We start from the raw sequence: 23,822 nt of genomic DNA, 5'->3' as shown, positions 1-23,822 counted from the left end.
AGAGGTTGTGCATATCATGTCAGATCAATATCAACAATATTCCACTGTTAAGAAGTACTGGCAATTGATGAGACCTCATACTTTAACAGCCGCTGTTGTCCCTGTACTCGTTGGTACTGCAGCAGCTAAAATATATTTACTCGGTAGCGAAGACCATCTAAAATTTAGTCTTTTCTTAGCTATGTTAGTTGCATGTTTGTTAATTCAAGCTGCAACAAACATGTTTAATGAATACTATGACTTTAAAAAAGGTCTTGATGATCATACCTCTGTGGGTATTGGTGGTGCTATTGTACGTAATGGTATGAGTCCAAAACAAGTAATGAATTTAGCAATTGCTTTTTACATCATTGCAGCACTTTTAGGTATCTTTTTAGCAATACAAAGCTCATTCTGGATTATTCCAGTAGGCATTGTTTGTATGGCAATTGGCTATCTATATACCGGTGGCCCTATTCCAATTTCATGGACACCTTTTGGTGAACTATTTTCAGGATTATTTATGGGTATGATTATCATACTACTTTCATTTTTCATACAAACCGGTAATGTTCAAGGATATGCCGTTTGGTTAAGTATTCCAATAGTCATCACAATTGGCTTAATCAATATGGGTAACAATATTCGTGACCGTATTAAAGACAAGGCTAGCGGTAGAAAAACTTTACCTATACTTTTAGGTAAACGTGCTTCAGTTATTTTTATGGCAATGATGTATGCCGTCGCATATATCATTGTCATCATTACAGCCTTTTTTAAACCTACGGGATCCTTATTTTACTTGTTAGTCTTATTATCATTCCCAATGCCTATTAAAGCGGTAAGACGTTTTAATAAAAATGATACGCCTGAAACAATGATGCCTGCGATGGCTGCGACAGGTAAAACGAATACATTCTTTGGTTTATTGTATGCATTAGGAATCTATATTAGTGCACTTTTAGGTGCAATCTAAACTTTCACACGAATGAGTCTGGGACATTAATCAATGCCCCAGGCTTTTTTATTGCAAACACAGACAACAATTTAATTTAAAAACCCGCTTAATATCGAGTTATTTCAACATTTGTCTAAACCCAGAATTTCAAACAGAAATTCTACAGACAAGGCAAGTTGGGGTTCGGGGCCCCAACATAGAGAATTTCAAACAGAAATTCTACAGACAAGGCAAGTTGGGGTTCGGAGTAGGTTTAGACAACGCGCTAATAACTTATAACCCACTGAAACCATTTATAAAAATTCAATCTGTAAACAAAATTGATGGGTACTCATTTATATACACCACACACCTTTCATTATGATGTGATGTTACTTATTATTCAATGTCATATGAAAATATTGATGGCCATATAAATGAATTGTCGCATCCTCTTTGAACCCTAATTTGTGATATAGATGGCGTGCTTTATTATTATCATAATCACAATTCAATCCCCATTTTTCATGTGCATGAGTGGAAATTACATACTTTAAAAGTTGTGTTGCAATACCTTGTCCTCGATATTTTGGAGACGTTACTACTGTTTCTATATATATTTCATCATCATATGATTCTTTTTCAGGTAATGGTGTACCTAACTGAATAATATCTTCTTCAAGTGGTAACTTAAGCCATTGTTGTTCATAATCCATTTCCTCTTTCCCAGGATATGCAATTACACATCCAGCAACAACCCCGTCTTTCTCATATACCCAAATATGCTCATAAAACGACCGATATCTTACATTCACAATACTTAATTCTATCGCTTCAATAATACGATCTTTAGTTATTTCCTTGGTAATATCTAATTCCATATCTCTCCAAATAAGATAACATAACTCTGCAATCTGTCGATTATCACTCGTTTTCGCTTTTCTAATCACTTTTGACTCCCCTTTTAGATATTGATAACTAAGTTTATACTCAATTTCTAAATAAAAAAATAAATACGACATGATGTTGACATCTTAAAATTAAACAATCACTATAAATTGAAACCTTCACTTTATATCATAACATCTTCTTTAATACTTTTACTTTGATAAACTAAATAATTATCTGTAAAAATAAAGATAAGACTAAAAACTAAATTAACCATACGGAGGCAGACATAATGAAAGTTAACAAAACAATTTATATTATAGTAGCATTGATTTTAGGTGGTCTGGGCGTGCATAAATTTTATGCCGACCAAGTTGGACAAGGTATTCTACATCTCGTCTTTTTCTGGACTGGCATTCCAAGTGTTGTCGCAATCATTCACGCTATCATTGTTATTTTTACTAAAAAAGCAGATGAATACGGCTACATAACTTTTGATAAAAAATAAGATCTAAAAATATTTCTTCATATTTTCCAAAAAACAAATTTTACTTTTAGCTCCTACAAAAACTGGGTATAAGATATCAAACAAAATATAAGGGGAGTTAACATGCAGAATATTGTTAAAAGAGTGATTAGAATTTTAGTTTCCGGTTATATTGTCAAAATGATACGAAACCTTATTTCCAAAAATTCTAACGATAGAAATAAAAACAGTCACAAATAGAAATATTAGAAACGGAATTGATTAGCAATTCCGTTTTTTTATATTGTCCGTTGCCAAAAATATTCTTTTTGTATTGTTATGCACATGCCAATTGCTCAACTTATCGAACTACATCTTTGGTACGTTTCTCTTATTTTCTTCATTCTTAATTTACTAAAATATTAAATATTGATTTAAACTTTTATTATTAACTTTAGTATTCAATATTAGTTTAGGATTATCAAAATTACTTTTTTGGGTCTAAACGACCGTCTATTTCCAAAAGAGATTTATAGTTATATAGTTTTGTGATTTTCTCAGTGTTTTCGACAGTACTAGATAGTTTTTAAAAAACTTACTCTCCCCATTTTTTCTAGTTTATTTATTAAAACAGATTTTCTTTTACTCATAATACTTTCATCAAGATTTAAATCTTGATGAAAATATTGCAGTGTGGAGAAACTTTCAGTATTATCGTTAATACTTTTACGTGGTGATGATAATAAACATAGACATTTGCTTGTAGAATTTGAGGAGTTCGACAGAGCAAATGAAGAAAAACACGCAAAAGTTGAATATCATAGTTTTAAAAATAAAACAGATACATTATAACACGTAAAGCACTGCCCTATTTTGAACAGTGCTTTACGTGTTATGTACATCCATCAGTTTGCCTTAGCTCTAACTTAAAATTCCAACAATATTTTTTAATATAATTAATCCTACAATAATAACAATAACGCTTGAAACTTTATTTAAAATAACGATATACTTACCACTTTTATCAATTTTTCCTGTAATTCTTCCTAAAATAGCTAAAAAGACAAACCAAATCCAAGATACAGAAATTGTAGCCAATGAAAAAACGACTTTGTCATAACCATCATAAACTGAAGCACTCGTTCCAATGACACCAACAGTATCCATTATTGCATGAGGATTTAATAAAGAAACAGATAAAGCAAATAAAATCTGCTTTTTAGCTGGCATAGGTTCTATTTCTTCGATATTTGAAGGCTTTTCTGTCCATAAAGACCATGCCATATACATCAAAAACAAAAACCCGATGATGTAAATAAAAAGTTGTAAAGTTGGCATAGATATAAGTATTAAAGATACTCCTAAAATAGCTATTACAATTAAAAAAGTATCACACAGTCCGGCTGTTATAATTACAGGTAATGCTTTACTAATTTTTTTTTGGTTAGCTCCTTGATTAAATACAAATACATTTTGAGCCCCTAAAGGTAAAATTAAACCTAAAGCTAATAATAGTCCATGTATCAAAGGTTGCAACATATTCTAACTCTCTTTCCTTTCATAGTTCGGTGTACAAATATCTTTAACTACACTATAAAAGCCAGGCAATGTAGTTTTAAAAAAGCCAGTACAATGATGAGCATTTCGATATGCTGTATCTTTCATCAAAATTTCATGTGCCTTTTTTAAATTATAGTGAGGTATAGCTGGGAATAAATGATGAACTAAATGATAATTATCATGATGTGGGTGAAAAATAAAAATAGTCCATGGCATACCAAAAGTATTCCTACTAGCAGTTAACTCACTTTTATTATTTAAACCTGAATGTTCTGCCATTTCTGCCCAATATCTTATAATCTGAAACGTTGTTAAAATTGGAATTAGCCAATACAATATAAGATACAGCCAAAAATTAAAAATAACTGATGAAGTAATAATAGCAATCCAGAAAATATTTTTAACCCAAATTTCAGATTTTGGAACCTCTTTAGTATATAGGTTAGCTGATACAGTACCGACTATGTATTTAGGTACATGAAATAACAAGAGAACTTTTACTATGTGATTCTTTACAAACATTTTTGTACTCTTCTGTGGCTTATCTAAACCAACCAATCTATATCTTTTAGTGTCAGGATCATTCTCTTCATCCCATAAATTTCTATGATGTTGAAAATGTGAATTACAATATGCTGTATAACTAGTAAATACTGAAAATGCAACGAATAAACAAGCTATCCATTTATTCCAAAACTTATTTGTAAATAAAGATCGATGACAAGCTTCATGCATTAAATTATCAAATGCTCTCATTCTACTACCAATTAATATAATAGCTACAAGATAGATCAAAATGTTATTAAAAGTTACAGAAATTAAAATACTACTAAAAATAACAAACCAATCAAATAATAACGCAATCACGTTATTATAATTGTTCTTTTTTATTAAAGGTTTTAACTCTTTCCTTATCTCTTTTGAAAACACTGCTTTTTATTTATCGTAATATTAACAAAATTCAGAATTTTAAACAACTATATGTGCATGTTATAAATGCATACCTCTATCCGTTTTTGATTCTTTTGTTCTTGTATTTGTTCTAGCTCTGAATAGAATTCTGGGTTCATTTGTTTATCTAAGTGTCCTGCTAACCCATTTAGTTTTGGTTCATCTTCTGTTAACTTATTAACTCTTTCCTCAAATGTGTTTCTTCATAAAACTCTTTCTAGCTCTTTTAGTAAGATTTTTAAAAGCTTTAACACTATTTCTACATTCTCTTTAAATGGCTTTGCCATTTCGTAAAGTCGGTTGAAATTATCGTCTATATTTTCAATACACTCAACTGCTTTATTTAATAAATCATCTTTCTCTCGTATTTCCTTCTCTTTATCTTCTAAGGCGCTTACAGATTTTATACATTCGTAATCTTCCATAATTCTTTGTGCTATTTTTATTACTCTTGAAACTGATTAAATTCATCTTTGTTTATAACAACATTCGCAGTCTCTTGTAATTCTTTATCAAACAAACCGCCTACTTTTTCTGTTTCAACCTCATATGGATCGTTCAAAGACTTTCTAAGCGTTTCTAGTGATTTTAAGTAGTCTTATTGTATCAATTCTTCGTTATTTTGTTTTATATGGGCTAAATTTTATCCCTCACGTTCATATTCTTTCTTATGATATTCTGTTTTTTGTTTATAACTATTAACTTGATTGTGTTGTCTATTTGTTAATTCTATTGAAGTTCCTCTTTCTAATTCATAACCACGTTCATTTACATACTCATTAAATTTATCTTGAAAGCTTGCTAATGCTTTTTTATTACCTACAACATCTTTAGCACTTAATCGTCCATCTTCTGTAATTGGTACAATTTCAAAGTGCACGTGAGGCGTTTGTCCATATGAAGCTTTGCGTATAACAAATTATCTTTCCCGTATTCTTGTTCTAAAAATTCTTTAGCCTGTTCAAAAAATTTTTTATTTGCTAGTGTCTGATTACTAAAAAATTTATTATCTGATGTAATCATACCGTCTATATGTTTTACTGCGTCTTTTCTAATTTTTCTTTTGCCTGTATAGTTCCGCTCAATTTTTTCATCAATCAAATCATTAAAATTTTGTTTTTAGTCATTTATCAAATCATAATTTAGATGTTTTTTTGAATGGTCTATATCTTCATTTTCATAATTAAATTTTTCTACTTTGATAATCGAATAAGACATATTAAAATCGCTCCTATACATAAAGGTTTTGCGTGTATTTTATAATTAAAAGTCTAACAGACAAGACTTATTTTCAATAAGTCATTAATACATGTGCTCTGCCGAGAGCAAAAAATATCGCTTATAATGGATTTAAACCATTATAAGCGTCATTACAGAAAAGACTAGGTCATGCAAATATTGAAATTACTTGGCGTGTTTATAGTCATTTATTAGAAGTATTAAAAGGTGAAGAAGTTGCAATGCCCGATAGTATAATATATTTTTAAGTGCTCAACGAACCAGACAACTTGTCTTTAATTTAATCAATATTGACTACGCATTAATCAAAATATTTAAAATAGACTTTTACAGATTTTCAACAAAATAAAAAAGAACGCTGATATATCAACGTTCTAGCGTAATTTAGTTAATCAGAATTAAACTGATTTTTATTAATGAACGGAAACGTAATTTAATATTGCGAGGGGCGTTTTTATCAATTTAACAATATAGAGGAACGTTTAGTTTAACTTACGAGGTTTAACGATAGATAACAAGATATAACAAAACCCCGTCAAATCAACGTTTTGTTTCACGAGATTTAACGAGGTATAAACAAATAACGGAAACGGAGGGATAAAAATAAATTTCTAAATAAAACTAAATAGCCATAAATACAGTGTTTTCAAAGATTTATTTTCTAAATAAAACTAAAAGAGTATAACTATTTTGACACGTATTTGACACGTGTACACAAAAAACCACGCCCATTAAGAACGTGGTAGAGAAAATTATAAAGAAGTAAAAAAGATTAAATTGTATGTAATTTAATTATAGCACAGACCGTGTAACCAATGTAGTGTTAAACTATGTTTTTTTAATATCAATCTAACATCTTCATATTATAGACATAATTAATTATATTTTATAAGAAGGGTAGCCATAGCGTCTACCCTTGTATAATGACGTGGTAATTGCATTATAACAGATTAATTGATTGTACCCCACAATTTTCCTAAACTATCATTTGTTTTATTCCATGTTCTCACAGCTAACCAAACGTCTTTACCATTATAAGCTGTGTAACTCACCCAAACGTGACCGTCTTGTTTACATACGGTATCGTATCTTACCGTTTGTCCAGGTTGTAATACGCCACTCACAGGGCAACTTCTAAACGGTCCAACATAATGAGTTTTAATAGGCGTGTTTGGCGTAAAGCGAGCTACTTCTGATTTGTAATAAGTTCCATACTTATTGATTTTCCAACCATTCATATCTCGTCTATTAGCAGGAGTAGAAGCACTACCAGGTTTATTTTTAACTGTAGTAACCTTAGGTGTATCGCCTTTCATATATGCCCTAATTTGTTTAATGAAGTAATCTTTTAACTTAAGTTGTGTTGCCTTAGTCCATGCTTGTTTTGTTGGATCAATACCAGTATGCAATTTAGCTGAACGATGAGGACAAGCTGTATAACTAAATTCATTGTGTAAACGAACAGTATTTCTGTTAGCTGGTAACCCCCACTTTTTAAGTTTATGCGCTGCGAATTTAAGAGCTGTTTGTTCATTTTTAAGAAAATCTTTATCGCTTACATACATTGATTGATTAACTTCAATTCCGTAGAATTCAAAATTACCTGAACCTGGTTGAACACCATCTGATACATGCCAAGCAATTCTATCTTCTGATATAGATTCCCAAATACCGTTTCTATCAGCGTATGCGTGAGCTATGCCTCTTGCTAATCTATTGTAATCAGCGTTGACTAGATTGTTGTAGTATTGTTTTGAATTCATTGTGCCGGCATCATTATGAATGACTACACCTTTAGGTTTACGACCTCTCTTAGTCATAGTCCAACCTTTTATATGATTAGTGTTGACTTTGATGCTACTATTTTCCTTAACTGACTGTTTAGGAGCTGATTTTGCATCTTTTTTAGGTGCTTCTACTTCTTTTGCTATTGGAGGGACTATAAAATGTGTTAAACCATAGTAGTTATCCCATCGCAAGCTAGGTTTTTTATTAGCCCAACCATTCCAATTTTGTTCTAAAATTTGGAAGCTATTCGTATTACCGCCATTATATACTATACCAATGTGCCCATAACGTGAATAGGTTCCAGCTGTATATACAGCTATCCAACCTTTTTTGGGTATCGTTGACGGTTTGTTTTCTACAATCTTCCACCCTTTAGGGAATTTGTTTTTTATAGAGCTTTTAGCATCGCCCCACATCTCTGTTTGATTATCAGTTAACCACATTACATAATCTATCGCCAAGTCCATACACTGTGCGTGATAAGCACGATCTTTATCAATGCATCCTGGTTCCATAGCACCAAAAGAAGCGTCATAACTCGTCCATACTTTCACTCGATACGGACTATCTACTACACCGTTTTTATAATCTCTTAAACGTTTATTGATTTGAGATTGTGTTTTCATCTGGAGCTCCTCCTCCATCATTATTAAATTCGAATTCTTCTTCATCAGAATCATCAGTAAACGGTTCATTAGTGTCGAAAACTTCAGGTTTCACTGCGCCTGACTCACTTTTAAACTGTACAGGGTGCGTTTTTTGATTACGCGGTTTATTTAGTTCTAGGTCAATACCAGCATCAGCAACACCTTTAGTGTTAGGGTTTGTAACAATACCTAAAGCTACAAGTATTGTAATAATACTTCCCAGAATACTACTGATTGTTTCAAGTTGACTAGATATATCTATACCAAATGCTTCGGTTACTTGTTTAGCAAATAATAATACTGCACCAACTAAAGCTGTTAATGTTGTTCCGTTTTTAAAACGATTAATCCAGTTAATTTTCAAAAAAACATCTCCTTTAGATAAATTAAAGAGCCGACATAAAACGTCGACTCTTAATAAATTCTACGCATGTGCTTTTTCGGGATCGTATTCAACACCAGTTAACTCTAAATATTCTTCAGGCGTTACAAATCCTCTTTTAACAAATAAAGCAAACTGTTCGTTTGTGTAATATCCCATTTTGTAGTATTTAACTCCGATATCATGCATCAGTAGTTCCTCCTAACAATTGTATAGTTAAACCAGATATATCTTTTCTTACATCGTTTAACTCTTCTTGTGTTTCTATTAATTGTAATGTTAAATCAGCTATTAAAGCATCTTTCTCGTCGGGTATTTCTTCAATTTCGACTTTAGGTTGTCTTTTTAGATATTCTTCTCTAGTAGCACCTTTCCATTTACCGTTTTCAAAATAAATAGGTTCGTATAAATTCGAAGGTGGTATTTCTGTTGTATATTCTGATTCGTTATAATCAAAGTATTCTTTTCCAGTTTCTTCGTCTTCTATTGATTTAATTAATTCAGGTTTACCATTCGTCTTTTTAAAAATTTGTTTGTACATTTTTTTCACTCCTATATTATCCATTCTCCTTGATAGTAAGTGTTAATAGAATCGGAGAAAGTATCAGATTGTAACATTATATCGCCCTCAACTATTGTTACTCTTACAGGATTCGCTTGATTAGTTGACACTCCATAACCAAAAACATCGTATGGGTTGAGTTCTTTAGGGATAGATGCAACAACGCTTTGTGTTGATGGCGAATTATCAATTACACCTAAGCGAACAGATACTTTTTTAAAATTACCATAATCAATCACACGATAAGACTGTTCATAATTTAGGTCAGTGATTATTTCATAGTCATTTTTAATTGCTAGTGGAATCCAACCAGTATCACTTTGTTGGATGCTACCTACAATTTGCCAACCACTCCATTCCGTATAATAACTATTAATGTAAATTGCGTTTGTTGTGTAAGGGAAGAAGAAAATTTGTTTCACTGAATTTTTATCTCTTTTTATTACTAATGCAGTACCTGCAACATTTTGATTAGATGGCAAACCAGGCGTGTTCGAAAAATAGTAAAACCCTGGTGTCAATTTATCTAAATTATTTGCATCATTATTTAAATCTACTGAAACACTTTCGCCGTTGTCCGAAGAAAACTTATATTTCTGCCAATTTGTAAAATCTGGTAAAGTTGGTGTTTTTCCCGGTGGACCTTGTTTGCCTTGCTCCCCTTTATCTCCGGTATCGCCTTTTGGACCCATTGGACCTACTGGACCCATTTCGCCATTTATTCCATCTGCTCCTTTATCACCTTTGTCACCTTTAGGACCTTGTATCCCAGTTTCTCCTTGAACGCCTTGAGGTCCTTGAATACCTTGCTCCCCTTTAAATGTATCTGAATTTTCTTTCACATATACCTTTAAATCATTTTCTAACTTATCTTTAAAATTATCATCTAATAATCCTATAGCATTCTCTTTCATAACATTTCTAACTAAATCTTGTAATGAATCTACATGTATTTCTTTGCCAATCGGTCCGGTCATTCCACTGTCTGTAATAGTGAAATAAAAGTTAGCTACGTGCACACTGTCTTTTTTATTAGCTAAGAATAATTTCGCGTCTACTTTCCCTGCATGTTTAATGACATTGTCAGAAACCTTATATTGTATAACGCCGTATTCAGGTAAGATAACCTCTAACGGTTCATTGGTGAATATAGAGCCATCTGAACTAAACAAATCTAAACGAGGAGTCATATCAGTTTTGTTAAAATCTAACACTTCGTTGTTATCTCTGATAGTGATTCTTATATAAGCTGATCCGTCATCTTCTGTATAAAAATTAGCGCCAATAAAACCGTTCTCAGCTGTACTAACATTTATATTAGTAGCAACATCTGTAAGTTTTTGTAACATATACACACCTCTTTCAATTATTAAAGGCTACTCACTGACAGTGGGTAGCCTTTTATCTATATTTATCGCGAATGTAGTACATACCTTTTAATCCTACTTTTTTGTATAAACTATTTATTGTTGTTGCTTGGAAATTACACCACTCAATAGCAGTAGCGTACTGCATATAGCCTGGATTTTTAGGATTCCAACGCATTCGGTATAGAGTGTTCTTTCCTTGATTAAAGAATTGCTTCCTAACGAACTTAGCACCACCTATAATACCGTTACGTGGACTCGTCCAACCTTGTCGTTTGGCGTATGCTATAGAAGCATTAGGGTTATTGTCATATGCTGCAATACCAAAGTAATTGTAAATACCATAACGTCCACTAGCATAGTTACTGCGACCATATCCACTTTCTAAGAAAGCGTGAGCAATTAAGTAAATTTCATTTACATTGTACTTCTTACAACCGTCTGCAAAAGCTTTACCTTGTCCAGATAATGTACCTTTATCTTTAAGTATCTTATTCAACTTACTTACTGGTATACCTTGATACTTACCTAAATCCAACATTTGATACCTTTGTACAGAACTATTCCATATAGTGTTAGGATTCATATACTTACTTGTTTGTGACCTAGAAGCATTACCCCAACCCCAACTATAAGATTTTTGAGGCTTGCCATGAGCCATTTGTGCATTAAGCGCTTGCTGGAAAGTATATTTACTTTTCTCTACAACTACACGAGGTTTATTTGAAGTTCTGTTTGTCGTTTTGCCTGTCGACTTATCGTTCTGTGAAGGATTGTCGACCGAAGTTTTAGGCTTAATCTTTATAGTTGTCTTTGTAGTTGTTGTAGTAATTGTTTCTGTAAGTAATTTATCTCTTTTCAAATATAAACCGATAATTTTCTTCTCGACTTCTTTATATTTACTTTCATCAGGAATACCATTTTTGATTAAGTCGTAATTGATTAAATCTTTCATAGAACGCCATATGTTAGGATCTGCTTTGATTGACGATTCAGAAAGTTTTACCTTACTCCAACTTAGCAACCAAACGCCGTAGATTAAAGCTCTGATTTGATTGAGCATGAATTGACGTTTACTCTCTGTTTGCCCTCCACAAACTTCCATAACAAGCCAACCTGGATGTTCAGGTGCTTCTTCAGAATCAGGTCGAGGCGTCCATACACGCTCACGGTCTATATATACATGAGGGTATTCATCTTCATTCACGTATTTATTACGTTGTAAATACAATTCTTCAACAGAACGCATATGTGTACTCTCTTTGATATATATACCTTTTACTTTCCCTATCAACTTTTGACCTTCAACCATATAATGATAAATATATTCCAAATCATCGTCTAAATCATATGCGAATGACGTATAGGAAACTCGAGTTATTTCTTTAAAATATGGTTTCTTAGCTTCGCCTGTAGTTGTTGTTGCAGTGCTAACCGTTGCTTTAGCATTAGGTTTAACATTACTAGGTACCTTAGGCTTTGTAGTTTCTTTTGAATATGGAGGTCTCACAAAGCCGGTTACACTTGTATAGCTATGTTTTACTAAAGCTCCAGGACTTCCCCAAGCATAGTTTGGCGGTCTCTCTGAGTGAACCCAGTTTTGGTCACAACTATAGAAATAATTCTTATTTGATGGTCCAACAACTATGGCTGTATGTCCTGCATATCCTATACCGTTTCCTGGATGCCACACAGCTATATCACCTGGAAGTGGAACGAAATTCTTGGTATTCCTGTAAAACTTAAACCCTTTAGGGTACTTATAATATGCCATGTGTACAGCATTGCCCCACGTTGTAAATCCCCAATATTTACGGAATATATAGTTAGGTAAATCCCAACATTGCGGGCCATTTGCTCGGTCGATGTCTATTCTATGACCTATCATTCTTTTTGCCCATGCTGCAACTTCCGAAGCAGTAGGTTTTCTTCTTTTAGGACTAGGTAATCCCATATATCCACCTCATTTCTGGGATAATAAAAAGCCGACTAAAAAGCCGGCTTTGTTTCTTAATTATTTACATTTACCAAACCAGAAACATTCCCAAAAACTTGCGCCTAAAAATAATCCGAACATGGTAACTCACCTCCTTTAAAGACCAAATATCATTTTGACAGTCGTTATGATTAAGGTTGAAATAATCGTACCGACAAGTCCTAAAACCCAGAATTTAATCTTTTTGATATCTTCTTTACTTTCTTTTTTGTTTTCTTTTTCTAACTCCCTTTCTCTATTTATCGAATCTAAAGTAAAATTCATTTTTTGATTAATCAAATTTTGACTGTGTTGTCCATCTTTAATCTTTTCCAAAGAGTCGAAGATTTTTTCGTCGTTATCTTCCAACCTTTTTATACGTCGTTCATAATCTCCTCTTTGGCTACTTTCTGTCATACAAACACCTACTTCACTTAAAATAAAAACCACAAGTTATTTAACTTGCGGTTCGTAATCTTTACCTGTAGTTTCTTTGAATTGCTCCGGAGTAATCCAACCAACTCTAACAAACTTTTTGAAAGTTTCGTCAGTGTATAATTTTTTCTTATATAAATCGATTACTACTTTATCCATATTATCCTTCCCCCAATTTTTGATTTGCTCGTTCTTCAGTTATTAGTGCGATGTTCTGCTTCAAACTCATAACCTCTTCTTGTAAATCGACAACTAAGCTCGTTAATTTAGCTATAGCAATATCTTTGTCATCAACAGGAATTTCTACTTCAGGCAACATCTTTTCTAGCTCATCTTGGGTTTGTCCAACCCATTGTTTACCGTCATAATAGCAAGGTAAGATAATACCTTGAGGAGGTTTGTTCTCAGTCCATTTTTCATCAGGATAAACATATTCATCTTCTTCGTTTTTGTGAACAATAATTGCTTGTCCATTTTTCCATAAATAAACTACTTTCATTTCATCACTCCGTCCATTCATATTGACCGTAAATATAATCTGTATCAGTCCACGCTGATGGATCTACAGTAGCGTCAAAATTCACTGTTCCTGATGTGTTCAACGAAATACGTCCACTATTTTTGTTTCTAGGTGCACTTATTGAGAAAAACATTAAGTTTTTGACGAATTCTTTAGGTAAAAGTGCAATGGTCTGTCCATGTTTAATCGTTGTAGCATTAATGCGTAACATTTTCTTAGTAACTCCATTTTGTGTAATTGTTCTGTACGCACTAGTGAAGCCACCCTTAGTAACTAAGTCGTTATGAGGTGATGCACTGTTCACTAGTTGTAAATCAATCCAACCAGTATCTACAACATCTGAACCGACACGTTCCCAACCACTCCAACTCTTATAAAATCTTTTTTGGTAGATTACAGTTGAATTGTAAGGTTGGTATTGTATTAGAACTGCATCTCCATTTCTTTTATACTTTGTTAACCACCCATTATTATTTGTTCCAGTTGGGTTGTTCAAAGTAAGAACAACATATCTAGTTCCTATCGGTAAAGACATTAATTGTTCGTTATTATCGAAATCTATTTGTAGGTTAGCATCATAAAAATTAGTACCATCATCATTTGTTAATTTAAATTTTTGCCAATCCTTTTCTGTAAACTTACTTTCTACATATTCAGGAGTAGTAAAGCCATCTCTTTCAAGGGTTTCATTAAATGTTTGTAGCTTTTCATCAATTGTTGTGTTAGCTTGATTAACATTTGAATTAAAAGCGTCCACATTGCTATCATAAATTTTTTGGAATGTATCTGAAGCTAAATCATAATCCGTCTTGATAGCGTCACGTTTAGCATCTATTTGTCTTAACGCTTCTTCTCTCTCTAAGTCAATGCTTTGGTTAGACGACAATAATGCGTCTGTAATTGAAACAATAGCGTCTGCTTGAGCCTTGTTTATTTTAATGAGGTATTCTTCAGCTGTTTGCTTAATAGATTCAATCAACGTTTGTGTATCGCCTATATCTTGCTTAAGTTGTTGCACTTTCTTTTCTAATTCCGAACGCAAATCATCAAACATGCGAATATAAGATACTTTAATGTCGCTTTCTATTTGATTGATAAGACTGTCGCGTACCGTGAATTTAAAAGTACCTAACACAACAGTGTCGTCTTTCCCTACGTTATTCACATCATTGAGTGATAAGTAAATTTCACCCAACACTTCAGAATCGACAACATTTTTCAGAAACCATTGAGGTACCGTAATGCCTATTAATCCTTTCATTGGATCAATGAACTCTACGTCTAATACACCCGATGTACTAGGTCGTTTTTCTTCTGTTCCGTTCGCAGCTTTAAAGAAAGCATAACCTTTAACGTTCTTATCGCTGATTAACAAAGGTTTGTTGTCTTTTTGTACTACAAATTGAAATTTAGCAGTATTTTTATCGAGATTATAAAAACCGATACCTCTATTAGATATCGGTTGTAAATATGGTTCTTCATTTAAATCAAGTTTACCTACTTTTTCTAATTCCATTATTTAGCACCCCACAATACTAATGCTATTGCACAGCCACGTTCTTCAGTGTATTCAGAAGTTATCTTCATGACTCTGCCTTTACCATTCACATTATCTTTATATCCTACACCTGCTCTACCGTTGATATAGTCGCCTGGTATAACGTCTTTCTCAATGTTTGTGTAGATTTGACCTAATAATCCGACTACATTCCATTCAGGTCTTTCTGAACGTGATTGATAATCGATTTTGTCGTTATATTCAGGGTTTTCTACTGGTATGTCACGCCATTCGAAAGAAACGTTGCCCTCATCATCTACAAATTCAACTTGTTTTCTATTCGTGATAGTCACACCATATTCGTTTTTAAGAAATCTATCTTTGTGGTGGAACGTTTTTTCGTTCGCTACCAACGCGGCAGTTCCAGATATAACGCCAATTGGTGTGTCATTAGGTTGCGCTTTTCTTATCTTATCGCCGTCTAATGTAACGATAGTTCCTAAATCGATTGCTAATCCATTTTGTGACTCAAATAACTCTGCGATATCGGCACTATCTTGTTTAAGTTGACCGGCTAAAGTTAAGTTTCCTGAATAAGTGCTTAAATCAAATTTAATGTTAGATGTAGAAGCATTACCACTAGAACCATATCCAGCGACAACATGATAGTTACCAGGTGACTTAACACGATTACTATTCATAATCAGTTGTGTATGGCCTTTTTTATCAGTTTCAGAATTAAGTGAATTGATAATACCGCTACGTGAACCATAAGATTTGGAGTTAGCACCAGAACCTAATACAAAGCTACGATTACTGTATGCTTTCGAACCACCTGTAGATGCAATAACTGCACTAGCGTTTGCTACACCAGCACTTCCTGTAGACGCTATACTAGCACCGCCTTTTCCTACTGTAGGTGGTGTGTCGTACTTTTCTCCTGCTATCCATGCAGAAGTTGAATAATTATCAGCTGTGACGCCGCTAATCATAGCGTGGTTATTTGTCAAACGTAATCCTATACCTGAACCATTGCCGTGTAAGTTACAATTAGTTATTTTAGTGTCGTATATTTTACTTCCAACACCGATACCGATATTGTTAGATGAATTCCAAATATTTATGTTATTTAGTGATACTCTAGACGGTCTATTATCTCCGCCAAATAATCTAATATCTACTTCTGCATTTTTAAAGTTACGCACATTAATATTATTAAGCGAGATGTTTTCGGACATGAATTGGATGGCTATTGCTGGTTGTTTTTTATCTAGTTTTCCACCTTCTAATTTTCCGAAATCACTATCACCTATAGCTGTAAAGTTATTTACAGAAACATTTCTATAAGCACTGATTAATAATGCTCTAGGTGTTGAGCCTGGATACACACCATTGTATTTAGGGTTTAAAGCTAAGCAATTATTTAGCACCACGTCATAAGCAGTCAAACTTTTATTGTCCGTTTTAGCTCTATGATGACCGATGTGTCGAATGTTGTAAGCTCTTGTATCTTCGATTGATACGTGACCGTTAACGAATACGCCACTTGCAGCACTTGTGTTACTGTGTGCTTTGATTTCTAAACCACCGAAGTTACCTTTGGTTCTGTTGTTTGATAAGAACACATATTGTGAGCCATCGTCAATTTCTATACCATTGTTATTACTTCCACCTGTTGGTGTATGTGCATAACAATTAGAAATTGTAATGTAACGAGAGTGATGGGTAGTGATACCATCATCTCCGCAACCATATGCCTCACAATTATCAATATGAATATGCTTACTTTCTAATGCGTAAGGCACTCTGTTTCCATCGCCTTCGTAGTAATAATTGTCATTTGCATATGTTACATCGATACAGTGTAGTAAAGCGTCATATGATTTAACGTTATAGATATATCCATTAGTTACACCCGCAAATCTAATGTTAGATGAACGAGAGCCACCGGTAGCTTTAAGTGTTTTATTTTGTCTAAACTTATTCCCATTGAACGAAAAACTTTCTAAAGAAATGTTTTCAGCTCCGCCACTCATTTTTAAGTTAGTGATACCTATGTTCTCTGCTGGTGTTTTATCCATTAGCTTAATAGTAGTAATGTCTTTACCTTGTCCTACCAAACGAGAGTTGTTAGGCATTTTAATACCTGTTGTAAGGTAAGTACCGCCACTCATAGTTACCTGTACATTGCCGTTACCTAATGCGTCTTGAAATGCCTTTGTACTGTCTTTTTGTCCTGTTGGATCTCCTCCGAAATCATCAACATTAACAATACGTTGTATTTTCTTGGTTAAGTCGGCTCTTAGTTCTTCTCTAGCGTTACTTTCTCTTAAAAAGTCGTGATATAGACGTTGGTGTAAAGAATCGAAACTTTGAGCGTCCATTGATGTGTGACTTGCTCTTAATTCTTGTATTCCATCTCCATTATGTCCTAACACAAGATGTTCAATAAGTTCATCTTGATAATTTTCATGATTAGATAATACAACATCTTTACCTTTTGTAGTTTTGTGTTTGATTTGATCAGTTGTATGCGCATTTTTTTGAGTGGTTAAATGCTCGTTAAAGCTATCATCACTTTTATTAGTCCAGTATTTTATTTGTTCGAAGTTATTCTCAAGTTGACTTACAAACTTTTGACTAAAGTACGAGTGAAGTTTCGTAATTAAGTTATCTAATTTCAATTTTTTTGACCTCCTTAGCCATAAAAACCATAAAAGTTTTTAATCAATTCATACATAATGACCTCGTGCCCTTTTTCATTAGGGTGTACCCCGTCAGGCATACTCGATTTTCTGTACGAAGGTATATTGGGTTTGAATTGTGTTGAATGATAAGCGTCATACACAGGTATATCCAGTTCGTTACAAGCGTCTATTTGAACATCTACATAATCAGCTAAAGTATGACCTAAATCGTTCTTAGTAGTGTCTTTTCTTACGGTTTTGCCGTCTTTTATATAACATTGTTTAGTAGGTGTCATAACAATTATTTTAGAGTTAGGGTTATTACTCTTGATTTTAGTGATAGCACTATAAAAGGCACCGTAAAACGTTTTAGTATCCGTTTTATCAGTGCCTATCTTAATATCGTTTGTCCAGTCGTCATCTGTACCTTGAACAATGATTAAATCACCTTTAATTTTAGTCGCTTGTTCATATATGCTATTATCTTTGCTTGTGCTCATTGTCGCACCACTAACAGCTAAGTTTGTTGATTTAGCCTTTATCTTCTTAGCTAACATTTGCGTAAAGTTAGTTTTAGCGCCAGTACCTTTAGCTACAGAATCTCCAATAGTACCTATTGTTTTAACTTTCCTAATCTTAGACTTAGGTGTAAAGTCGTGAACAATAGTACCGTTTGCAGTTGTAACACTCTTAGCATGCGCGCTTTCTAATCTTCTTTTTATTTCATCGGTTTTCTTCTGCAAATCTTGTGCAGTCTTAGTATTTGCGTTGTTTTGAGCTTGAATCATCCTTAGGTCTTTAGCTGGATCAGATTTGTTAGACTTAATAGCTTTAACATAATTTGCAGCAGTATTTACTGCTTTCATATATCTATCTTGTAATCTGAATTCCCCAAGTACTACATCTTGTTTTATAATCTTGTTGTTAATATCTCGTTGTGTAGTGATTTCGATAATTCTAACAAACTCATTTAAACCTATTAAATCATCAATTACATTCACAATATCCCCAACTCTAGGTACTGCTTCTTTAAAATGTTTTTGCAAAGAAATGAAATCTAGTGTTACAGATGTTTTTAAACTTTCTTGTATAACTAACTCCATAGCTTTTTTCAGTGTATCCCCTTTAGTTATGCGTCCATCTATAACAGGTGGTGCATGGCGTTTGCCTATTAAGTCAGCTAAGGGGTGTGTATACTCATATTGCAAGCTAGCTTCGTTGAAAGTTTGTTGCTCATCAAAGCCACCATACCCTCTAATGTATGTGTAACATTTAGAAGCATCTTCTTGAACTTTTACATTATTAGCATTGACACCTGCTTTAATGTAATAGTTAGCTTTTCTTTGAACAATATCATATAAATGAAACGTCTTTGTTTTGGCGTTATATTCATATTCTAAGTTATATCTTTCCAAACCTTTTTTGAATAATTCTAAATTAGTGTCGTGGTTACCTAGATTTTCAAACCTAGAAGATGAAACCTTAGCGTGTAATTCGTACTTATATCCAGTATCTTTAAAAACTAAATCAAAGTAGCTTTTTCCTGTAAAACTACCATTATATACTTCGTACACCCTTAAATTGTTTAGGTCATCTAATTCAACAGGACGCGCTTTGATTGTTAACTTTTCCTTTTGACCTACAGTTGTTTTGTCTAACATAACGATACGGTATTCATTAAGGTCATCTGCACCACCAACACCTGTAATCGTCCACATTTTAGTAATAGCCCCTATAGCGTCAAATGTAGCTTTGTTTTCTACCATTTCTATTTCTAAGGAGCCATCTTCATTTAATTTCTCGTTTAATTTTGTTTCTACAGGTAGGGATTGCCCAATGCCCTGTAACGTTTTTAATAATATTGGCAATTAAGCAACCTCCTTACAAGTAATATCTTTTGTGTTTAAACGTGATTTTTTGAAGTTTCTTAGTAGTATGGAAAGTGTTCCAACCAGGCGTTAATACAGGTTGTTGTTTTGTCTTGTTGTAATCATCAATACGTAAGTTATTACGATATACATGGATACCGTCAAATTTTATAACATCTCCTGCTTTCAACTCTAAACCACTTATTTTCATAATGTCGCTATGTGTCATGTAGAAGTTGAAACCGTCACTATCTTTTTTGCTAACGTTTTCTCCTAGAACCATTTCTACAACACTATCTTGGTTAAATTGATTTATTTCAGCTGTACCACCGTAATATACATCGCCCACTTTAGTATCATAGAATGTGTATCTACGTTCTTTATGAGATGTGTTGAACGGGTTTTTGTCTGGGATACCCCATTTATTCAAATTACCACTCTCTTTTTCTAAATCTGTACTATACCCAATACTCTCAAAGTATGGTAATTCAATCGTTTCGAAATCTAGTGTGAATTCACCTGACGTTTTAGTAGTATCGAATGACACTTCATTAACTAAGCCAACAAGTATCTGCCTACCGTCAACATATTCTAGTTCAAAAGATTGTTCCTTAGGTTCGAATATATTCTCGAATTTAATTTCACTTTCAGATGCTGCTAATTCTCTAAGATAAAAATGACCTCTTAGCATGGCTTGTATGTTCGCTTTTAAATGAGAAGCATAAGCTATCTTTTCTACATCGTACCTAACCGTCATAGATATACTTTTCTTTTCTTCTTTAGTAGCATTATGAAATCTACCGTTAACACGATCAATTTCATCAAACTTTCGGTCATAGCCTGCACCTTTAACATCGTAAGAAACAACTCTCAACGCAGTACCAGTAAAGCGATTGTTACTAATACGCAAACGTTCTTTATTTTTGTATACCTCAACATCATGTAATATCAATTAACAATCACTCCTTTAAAATAATCCGAAACTTGCGTCTTTTGAGTTGGAATCTTCAATGTATGATTTAATAGCTGGTATATCTGACTCATTGCGAACAGTCACGTTGACGATAGGTTTATTGTTCTCTTGCATGCTATGGCGTACGTCTTTACTCATATGTGCATCGAAAGAATTTCCTAAACCAGCCAATCCTTCTTCTAAAAAGTCCGGTTTTAAGTCTGCGTTGAAGGCATCCATAACTTTTAACGCCGCTAATTTACTTTCTCTTGCAGCTTTTCCTGCATATTCAGAGATACCCATACCTAATCCAGTCATACTATCATTACCTAGTTGTATGAATTTACGAGAAGGAGAATGACTATCCAAAGCACTTTTTGCAGCGTTCAATGCACCTTTTGCAGCGTTCCATGCAGCTGCTGCTAAATCTTTAGCTTTTTGAACGATACCTCTAATCATTCCAGCTATCATATCAACACCTGCTTGAAAGAAACCTCCAATAAAACTTCGAGCTCGATTTAATGCAGTTGTCATGCCATTTCCAACAGCGCCAACCACTCTGAAGAAACCACTAACTACTGCTTGTAAAAATCTACTCATTGCAGAAATGATACTTGAAACCCATTGTGCACCACCAGAAATGATACGACTGAGTGCTTGCATCATTTTTTGAGCAACGGTTGAAACTACACGTGAAAACCAACTTGACACCGTGTTCCAAATTCTAGTAACTGCGCCTGAAATCACAGACCAAATTTGATTCCAACTTGTGATATTAGTACCAAGTATTCTGTTCAAAACGTTGAATATGAAGTTAGAAATCTGGTTCCAAATTGATACTAAAGTATTCCAAATCGTAGTCATTACATTAGAAATCGTAGTTTGTAAAGTTAGCCAAGCGCCAGAAAAATCTCCGGTAAGGAGCTGTATTAATGCAGTAAACAAACCGAAAATCAATTGCGTAGCAGCTTGTAGTATTCCACCTATCGCAGTGAATACTACTGAAATCACAGTCCAAAGAGATTGGAAAGCAGTTACTAAACCATTGATAAGGCTGATGAATAAGAAGCCGAGAACTTGGTTTGCAACTTGTCCTAACATTTGTAAGATAGGCATAATTGGTTGTAGCGTTTGTTCGATAGACGCTCTGAACTGATTAAACCAGTTAATCACTGTTTTTACAGCGTTCATTATCGTATCTTTAATTGTGTTCCAAGCTTCAACACAAGTTTTTCTGAAATTCTCGTTTGTTTTCCATAACCAAACAATAATACCTATTAAAGCAACGATAACGCCTATGATAGCCAATACAGGCCATGAAATCGCACCTATAGCTACACCCAATGCTTGGAAAGCACCACTTAACATAGGTAAGATACGCATAATTGTACTAATAGGGCTCATAAGGAGCCTGAAAGCTATTTTTACTAAGTTTAATGCACTTCTAAGTATTTGAGTGTTTCTAGCAAAAGCTAACATTTTAGTCATAGCTTTGAATAGACTACTACTAAAGAATGTTTCTAATAATGTACCTACTGCGATGATTGGTGCTAGTAAAGCCCACAACATACCACCGAGTATCATACCTATACCAACCATTCGAGCTATAGCTGGGTGTGTTTCAAACAACTTAGCTATGAAACCAGCTAATGCTGTTACTACTTTTAATATCACACTTGCTATTGGTGCCATTGCAGTGCCAAATGCAACCAACACTCTTACGATATTACCGATTAGATCCATAATGACTGGACCATTCTCTTGTACATACTGAACAAACTTTTTAAACCCTTCAGATTTACCAACTTGTTCAGACCATTCTCTAAACTTAGCAGTCATTTTAACTAGCCAATCAAAGATATTAGAACTGTTTTGAGCGAACGCTTTCATCAAGTTACCAATACCCATGAATACATTGCCAAATATTTGACCTATTTTAGGTAAATTAGTTTTAGTGTATTCAATAAACGACTTAATAGCGTTCTGACCTGCTATGCTGTTAGCCCAGTTTTGGAACTTCTTACCTAAATTATCTAAACCTTTAGCAGTCCATAAGAATAGTGGACCTAATTGAGTGAATACATTAATAAGTCCGTCACCAAAACGTCCTGCAGCACTTAATAATGTGTTGAATGTCTTAACACCTGTTGTATTCATCATGTTAAAGAATTTGCTAGCAGTTTGACTGTTTTGAGCCCATTTTAAGACACTCTGTGACGCTTGTTCCATTCCTTTAGAGATACCTGCTAAGAATGGTTTCATACGCCCTAAAGCTACGTTAACAGTGTCTAAAGCGTTAGATAACGTATTGAAGATTTGTGCTTGGTTTTGTTTGATAATACTTTCCCATGTTGATTGAACTTCTTCTAAAGAAGCCTCATAACGTTTAGTTTGTGCTGTTGCTTCTAACGTTCCATCACTCAACATCTTAATTGCGCTTACTGCCATAGCACCAAATGCAAACGCACCACTTGCAGCAATACCAAATGCACCAGCTACACCTAATGCACCACCAGCAACTACGCCTAATGCGTTAGCTACTGCCATGATGGCGGGTACTAAACCAGCTATAATAGGAATAAGACCTTGAAAACTAGCGATTAGCACACCTTTGATTTGTTGTCCAAACACAGTACCAAATGTACGAATACGAGTAGCTAATCTATCCATTTTGTCGCCGTATTCATCTAAAGACTGACTTAAAGCTCTAGTTAATACTTGAGCTCTTGTCATTCCCCTTGTATCAAAGTTAACTTTTACCGTTTTATCATGTAAGGTTGCAAGCATAGCTTTAGCACCTAATACTGAACGTTTTAAGGGGTTGTTGTTACCTTTAATATCTACTTCTTTATCTCTTAATTGCTGTAATTTCTCTTTAACTACTGCAATTGCTCGTTTGATAGGGTTGTTGTTACCGTCTATATCAACGGTATGTTCTCGCCAACGTTGAGCCATTGCTTTTGCAGTGTTTAAGGCTCGTTTAAATTTACTTATGTTGGCATCGACTTGTGTTTCGATTTCATCGGGTATTTCAGTTTTTGCCATACGTTGAGCTTTTCTGATATTCCGTTGGAAATCTGTAATGATCGCCGATATACGAGCCATAAAGTTTTTGTTCATA

The 23,822-nt window shown here is 33.8% G+C and carries 22 protein-coding genes and 1 pseudogene; 4 read left to right on the top strand and 19 right to left on the bottom strand.

Annotated elements, in window-relative coordinates; all coding sequences use genetic code 11:
* The first annotated feature begins 16 nt into the window (after nt 1–16).
* The gene (locus AC1Q7N_RS04975; RefSeq protein ID WP_002495595.1) at nt 17–955 is read left to right on the top strand and encodes a 1,4-dihydroxy-2-naphthoate polyprenyltransferase; all 939 of its coding nucleotides are present in this window, start codon (nt 17–19) and stop codon (nt 953–955) included.
* Between the two features lie 353 nt (nt 956–1,308).
* Here AC1Q7N_RS04975 and AC1Q7N_RS04970 read toward each other — a convergent pair whose 3' ends face one another.
* Nucleotides 1,309–1,866, bottom strand: a complete 558-nt coding sequence (locus tag AC1Q7N_RS04970; protein ID WP_032602651.1) for a GNAT family N-acetyltransferase — start codon at nt 1,864–1,866, stop codon at nt 1,309–1,311.
* A gap of 230 nt (nt 1,867–2,096) precedes the next feature.
* On the opposite strand from AC1Q7N_RS04970, the gene AC1Q7N_RS04965 reads away from it, so the two are divergent.
* The 3 genes from AC1Q7N_RS04965 (at nt 2,097) to AC1Q7N_RS04955 (ending at nt 3,122) form a co-directional block, all read left to right on the top strand.
* Nucleotides 2,097–2,312, top strand: coding sequence for a TM2 domain-containing protein (locus AC1Q7N_RS04965; RefSeq protein ID WP_001831694.1), 216 nt, complete (start codon nt 2,097–2,099; stop codon nt 2,310–2,312).
* Between the two features lie 102 nt (nt 2,313–2,414).
* The gene (locus tag AC1Q7N_RS04960; protein ID WP_350481929.1) at nt 2,415–2,531 is read left to right on the top strand and encodes an SAR1012 family small protein; all 117 of its coding nucleotides are present in this window, start codon (nt 2,415–2,417) and stop codon (nt 2,529–2,531) included.
* A 432-nt stretch (nt 2,532–2,963) separates the two neighbouring features.
* Nucleotides 2,964–3,122, top strand: a complete 159-nt coding sequence (locus AC1Q7N_RS04955) for a replication/maintenance protein RepL (RefSeq protein ID WP_002446129.1) — start codon at nt 2,964–2,966, stop codon at nt 3,120–3,122.
* A gap of 69 nt (nt 3,123–3,191) precedes the next feature.
* Here AC1Q7N_RS04955 and AC1Q7N_RS04950 read toward each other — a convergent pair whose 3' ends face one another.
* From AC1Q7N_RS04950 to AC1Q7N_RS04865, 18 genes and pseudogenes are all read right to left on the bottom strand, one after another.
* Nucleotides 3,192–3,809 carry a LysE/ArgO family amino acid transporter gene (locus tag AC1Q7N_RS04950; RefSeq protein ID WP_002458044.1) on the bottom strand — a complete coding sequence of 206 codons (618 nt, stop codon included), beginning with the start codon at nt 3,807–3,809 and terminating at the stop codon, nt 3,192–3,194.
* A 3-nt stretch (nt 3,810–3,812) separates the two neighbouring features.
* Nucleotides 3,813–4,760: a fatty acid desaturase family protein gene (locus tag AC1Q7N_RS04945; protein ID WP_002458043.1), complete on the bottom strand. Its 948-nt coding sequence runs from the start codon at nt 4,758–4,760 to the stop codon at nt 3,813–3,815.
* 224 nt (nt 4,761–4,984) lie between these two features.
* A complete protein-coding gene (locus AC1Q7N_RS04940; RefSeq protein WP_002446125.1) occupies nt 4,985–5,206 on the bottom strand; it encodes a hypothetical protein in 222 nt (73 codons plus the stop codon).
* Nucleotides 5,207–5,424: 218 nt separating this feature from the next.
* A pseudogene (gene mobV / locus AC1Q7N_RS04935) lies at nt 5,425–5,882 on the bottom strand (MobV family relaxase).
* 1,088 nt (nt 5,883–6,970) lie between these two features.
* Nucleotides 6,971–8,434: an SH3 domain-containing protein gene (locus AC1Q7N_RS04930; RefSeq protein WP_492712882.1), complete on the bottom strand. Its 1,464-nt coding sequence runs from the start codon at nt 8,432–8,434 to the stop codon at nt 6,971–6,973.
* Nucleotides 8,409–8,819, bottom strand: a complete 411-nt coding sequence (locus AC1Q7N_RS04925) for a phage holin (protein WP_145376330.1) — start codon at nt 8,817–8,819, stop codon at nt 8,409–8,411. Before AC1Q7N_RS04925 ends, AC1Q7N_RS04930 begins: the two co-directional genes overlap by 26 nt.
* Before the next feature lie 60 nt (nt 8,820–8,879).
* Nucleotides 8,880–9,026, bottom strand: coding sequence for an XkdX family protein (locus AC1Q7N_RS04920; RefSeq protein ID WP_002456419.1), 147 nt, complete (start codon nt 9,024–9,026; stop codon nt 8,880–8,882).
* Nucleotides 9,019–9,378, bottom strand: a complete 360-nt coding sequence (locus AC1Q7N_RS04915) for a hypothetical protein (protein WP_145376332.1) — start codon at nt 9,376–9,378, stop codon at nt 9,019–9,021. Before AC1Q7N_RS04915 ends, AC1Q7N_RS04920 begins: the two co-directional genes overlap by 8 nt.
* An 11-nt stretch (nt 9,379–9,389) precedes the next feature.
* Nucleotides 9,390–10,748 carry a BppU family phage baseplate upper protein gene (locus AC1Q7N_RS04910; RefSeq protein WP_492712880.1) on the bottom strand — a complete coding sequence of 453 codons (1,359 nt, stop codon included), beginning with the start codon at nt 10,746–10,748 and terminating at the stop codon, nt 9,390–9,392.
* Between the two features lie 52 nt (nt 10,749–10,800).
* Nucleotides 10,801–12,720: a glucosaminidase domain-containing protein gene (locus tag AC1Q7N_RS04905; RefSeq protein ID WP_492712879.1), complete on the bottom strand. Its 1,920-nt coding sequence runs from the start codon at nt 12,718–12,720 to the stop codon at nt 10,801–10,803.
* A 138-nt stretch (nt 12,721–12,858) separates the two neighbouring features.
* A complete protein-coding gene (locus tag AC1Q7N_RS04900) occupies nt 12,859–13,158 on the bottom strand; it encodes a DUF2951 family protein (protein ID WP_002504955.1) in 300 nt (99 codons plus the stop codon).
* A gap of 36 nt (nt 13,159–13,194) precedes the next feature.
* Complete coding sequence (locus AC1Q7N_RS04895) at nt 13,195–13,335, bottom strand: XkdX family protein (RefSeq protein WP_001830255.1); 141 nt, start codon at nt 13,333–13,335, stop codon at nt 13,195–13,197.
* A 1-nt stretch (nt 13,336) separates the two neighbouring features.
* Nucleotides 13,337–13,675 (bottom strand): hypothetical protein, encoded by a 339-nt coding sequence (locus tag AC1Q7N_RS04890; RefSeq protein ID WP_492712876.1) that lies wholly within the window; start codon nt 13,673–13,675, stop codon nt 13,337–13,339.
* A 4-nt stretch (nt 13,676–13,679) separates the two neighbouring features.
* Entirely contained in the window at nt 13,680–15,212 is a 1,533-nt protein-coding gene (locus AC1Q7N_RS04885) for a BppU family phage baseplate upper protein (protein ID WP_016050384.1), read from the bottom strand.
* A complete protein-coding gene (locus AC1Q7N_RS04880) occupies nt 15,212–17,878 on the bottom strand; it encodes a peptidase G2 autoproteolytic cleavage domain-containing protein (RefSeq protein ID WP_002505166.1) in 2,667 nt (888 codons plus the stop codon). Before AC1Q7N_RS04880 ends, AC1Q7N_RS04885 begins: the two co-directional genes overlap by 1 nt.
* Before the next feature lie 14 nt (nt 17,879–17,892).
* Nucleotides 17,893–19,749 carry an SGNH/GDSL hydrolase family protein gene (locus AC1Q7N_RS04875; RefSeq protein WP_064635294.1) on the bottom strand — a complete coding sequence of 619 codons (1,857 nt, stop codon included), beginning with the start codon at nt 19,747–19,749 and terminating at the stop codon, nt 17,893–17,895.
* A gap of 13 nt (nt 19,750–19,762) precedes the next feature.
* Complete coding sequence (locus tag AC1Q7N_RS04870) at nt 19,763–20,701, bottom strand: phage tail family protein (protein WP_492712874.1); 939 nt, start codon at nt 20,699–20,701, stop codon at nt 19,763–19,765.
* Between the two features lie 15 nt (nt 20,702–20,716).
* Complete coding sequence (locus AC1Q7N_RS04865) at nt 20,717–23,821, bottom strand: terminase (RefSeq protein WP_162158656.1); 3,105 nt, start codon at nt 23,819–23,821, stop codon at nt 20,717–20,719.
* Between the last annotated feature and the right edge of the window lies 1 nt (nt 23,822).

This window comes from Staphylococcus sp. GW823-FHT05F06, from assembly GCF_058795495.1.
This window is presented reverse-complemented; position numbering and strand designations above follow the sequence as displayed.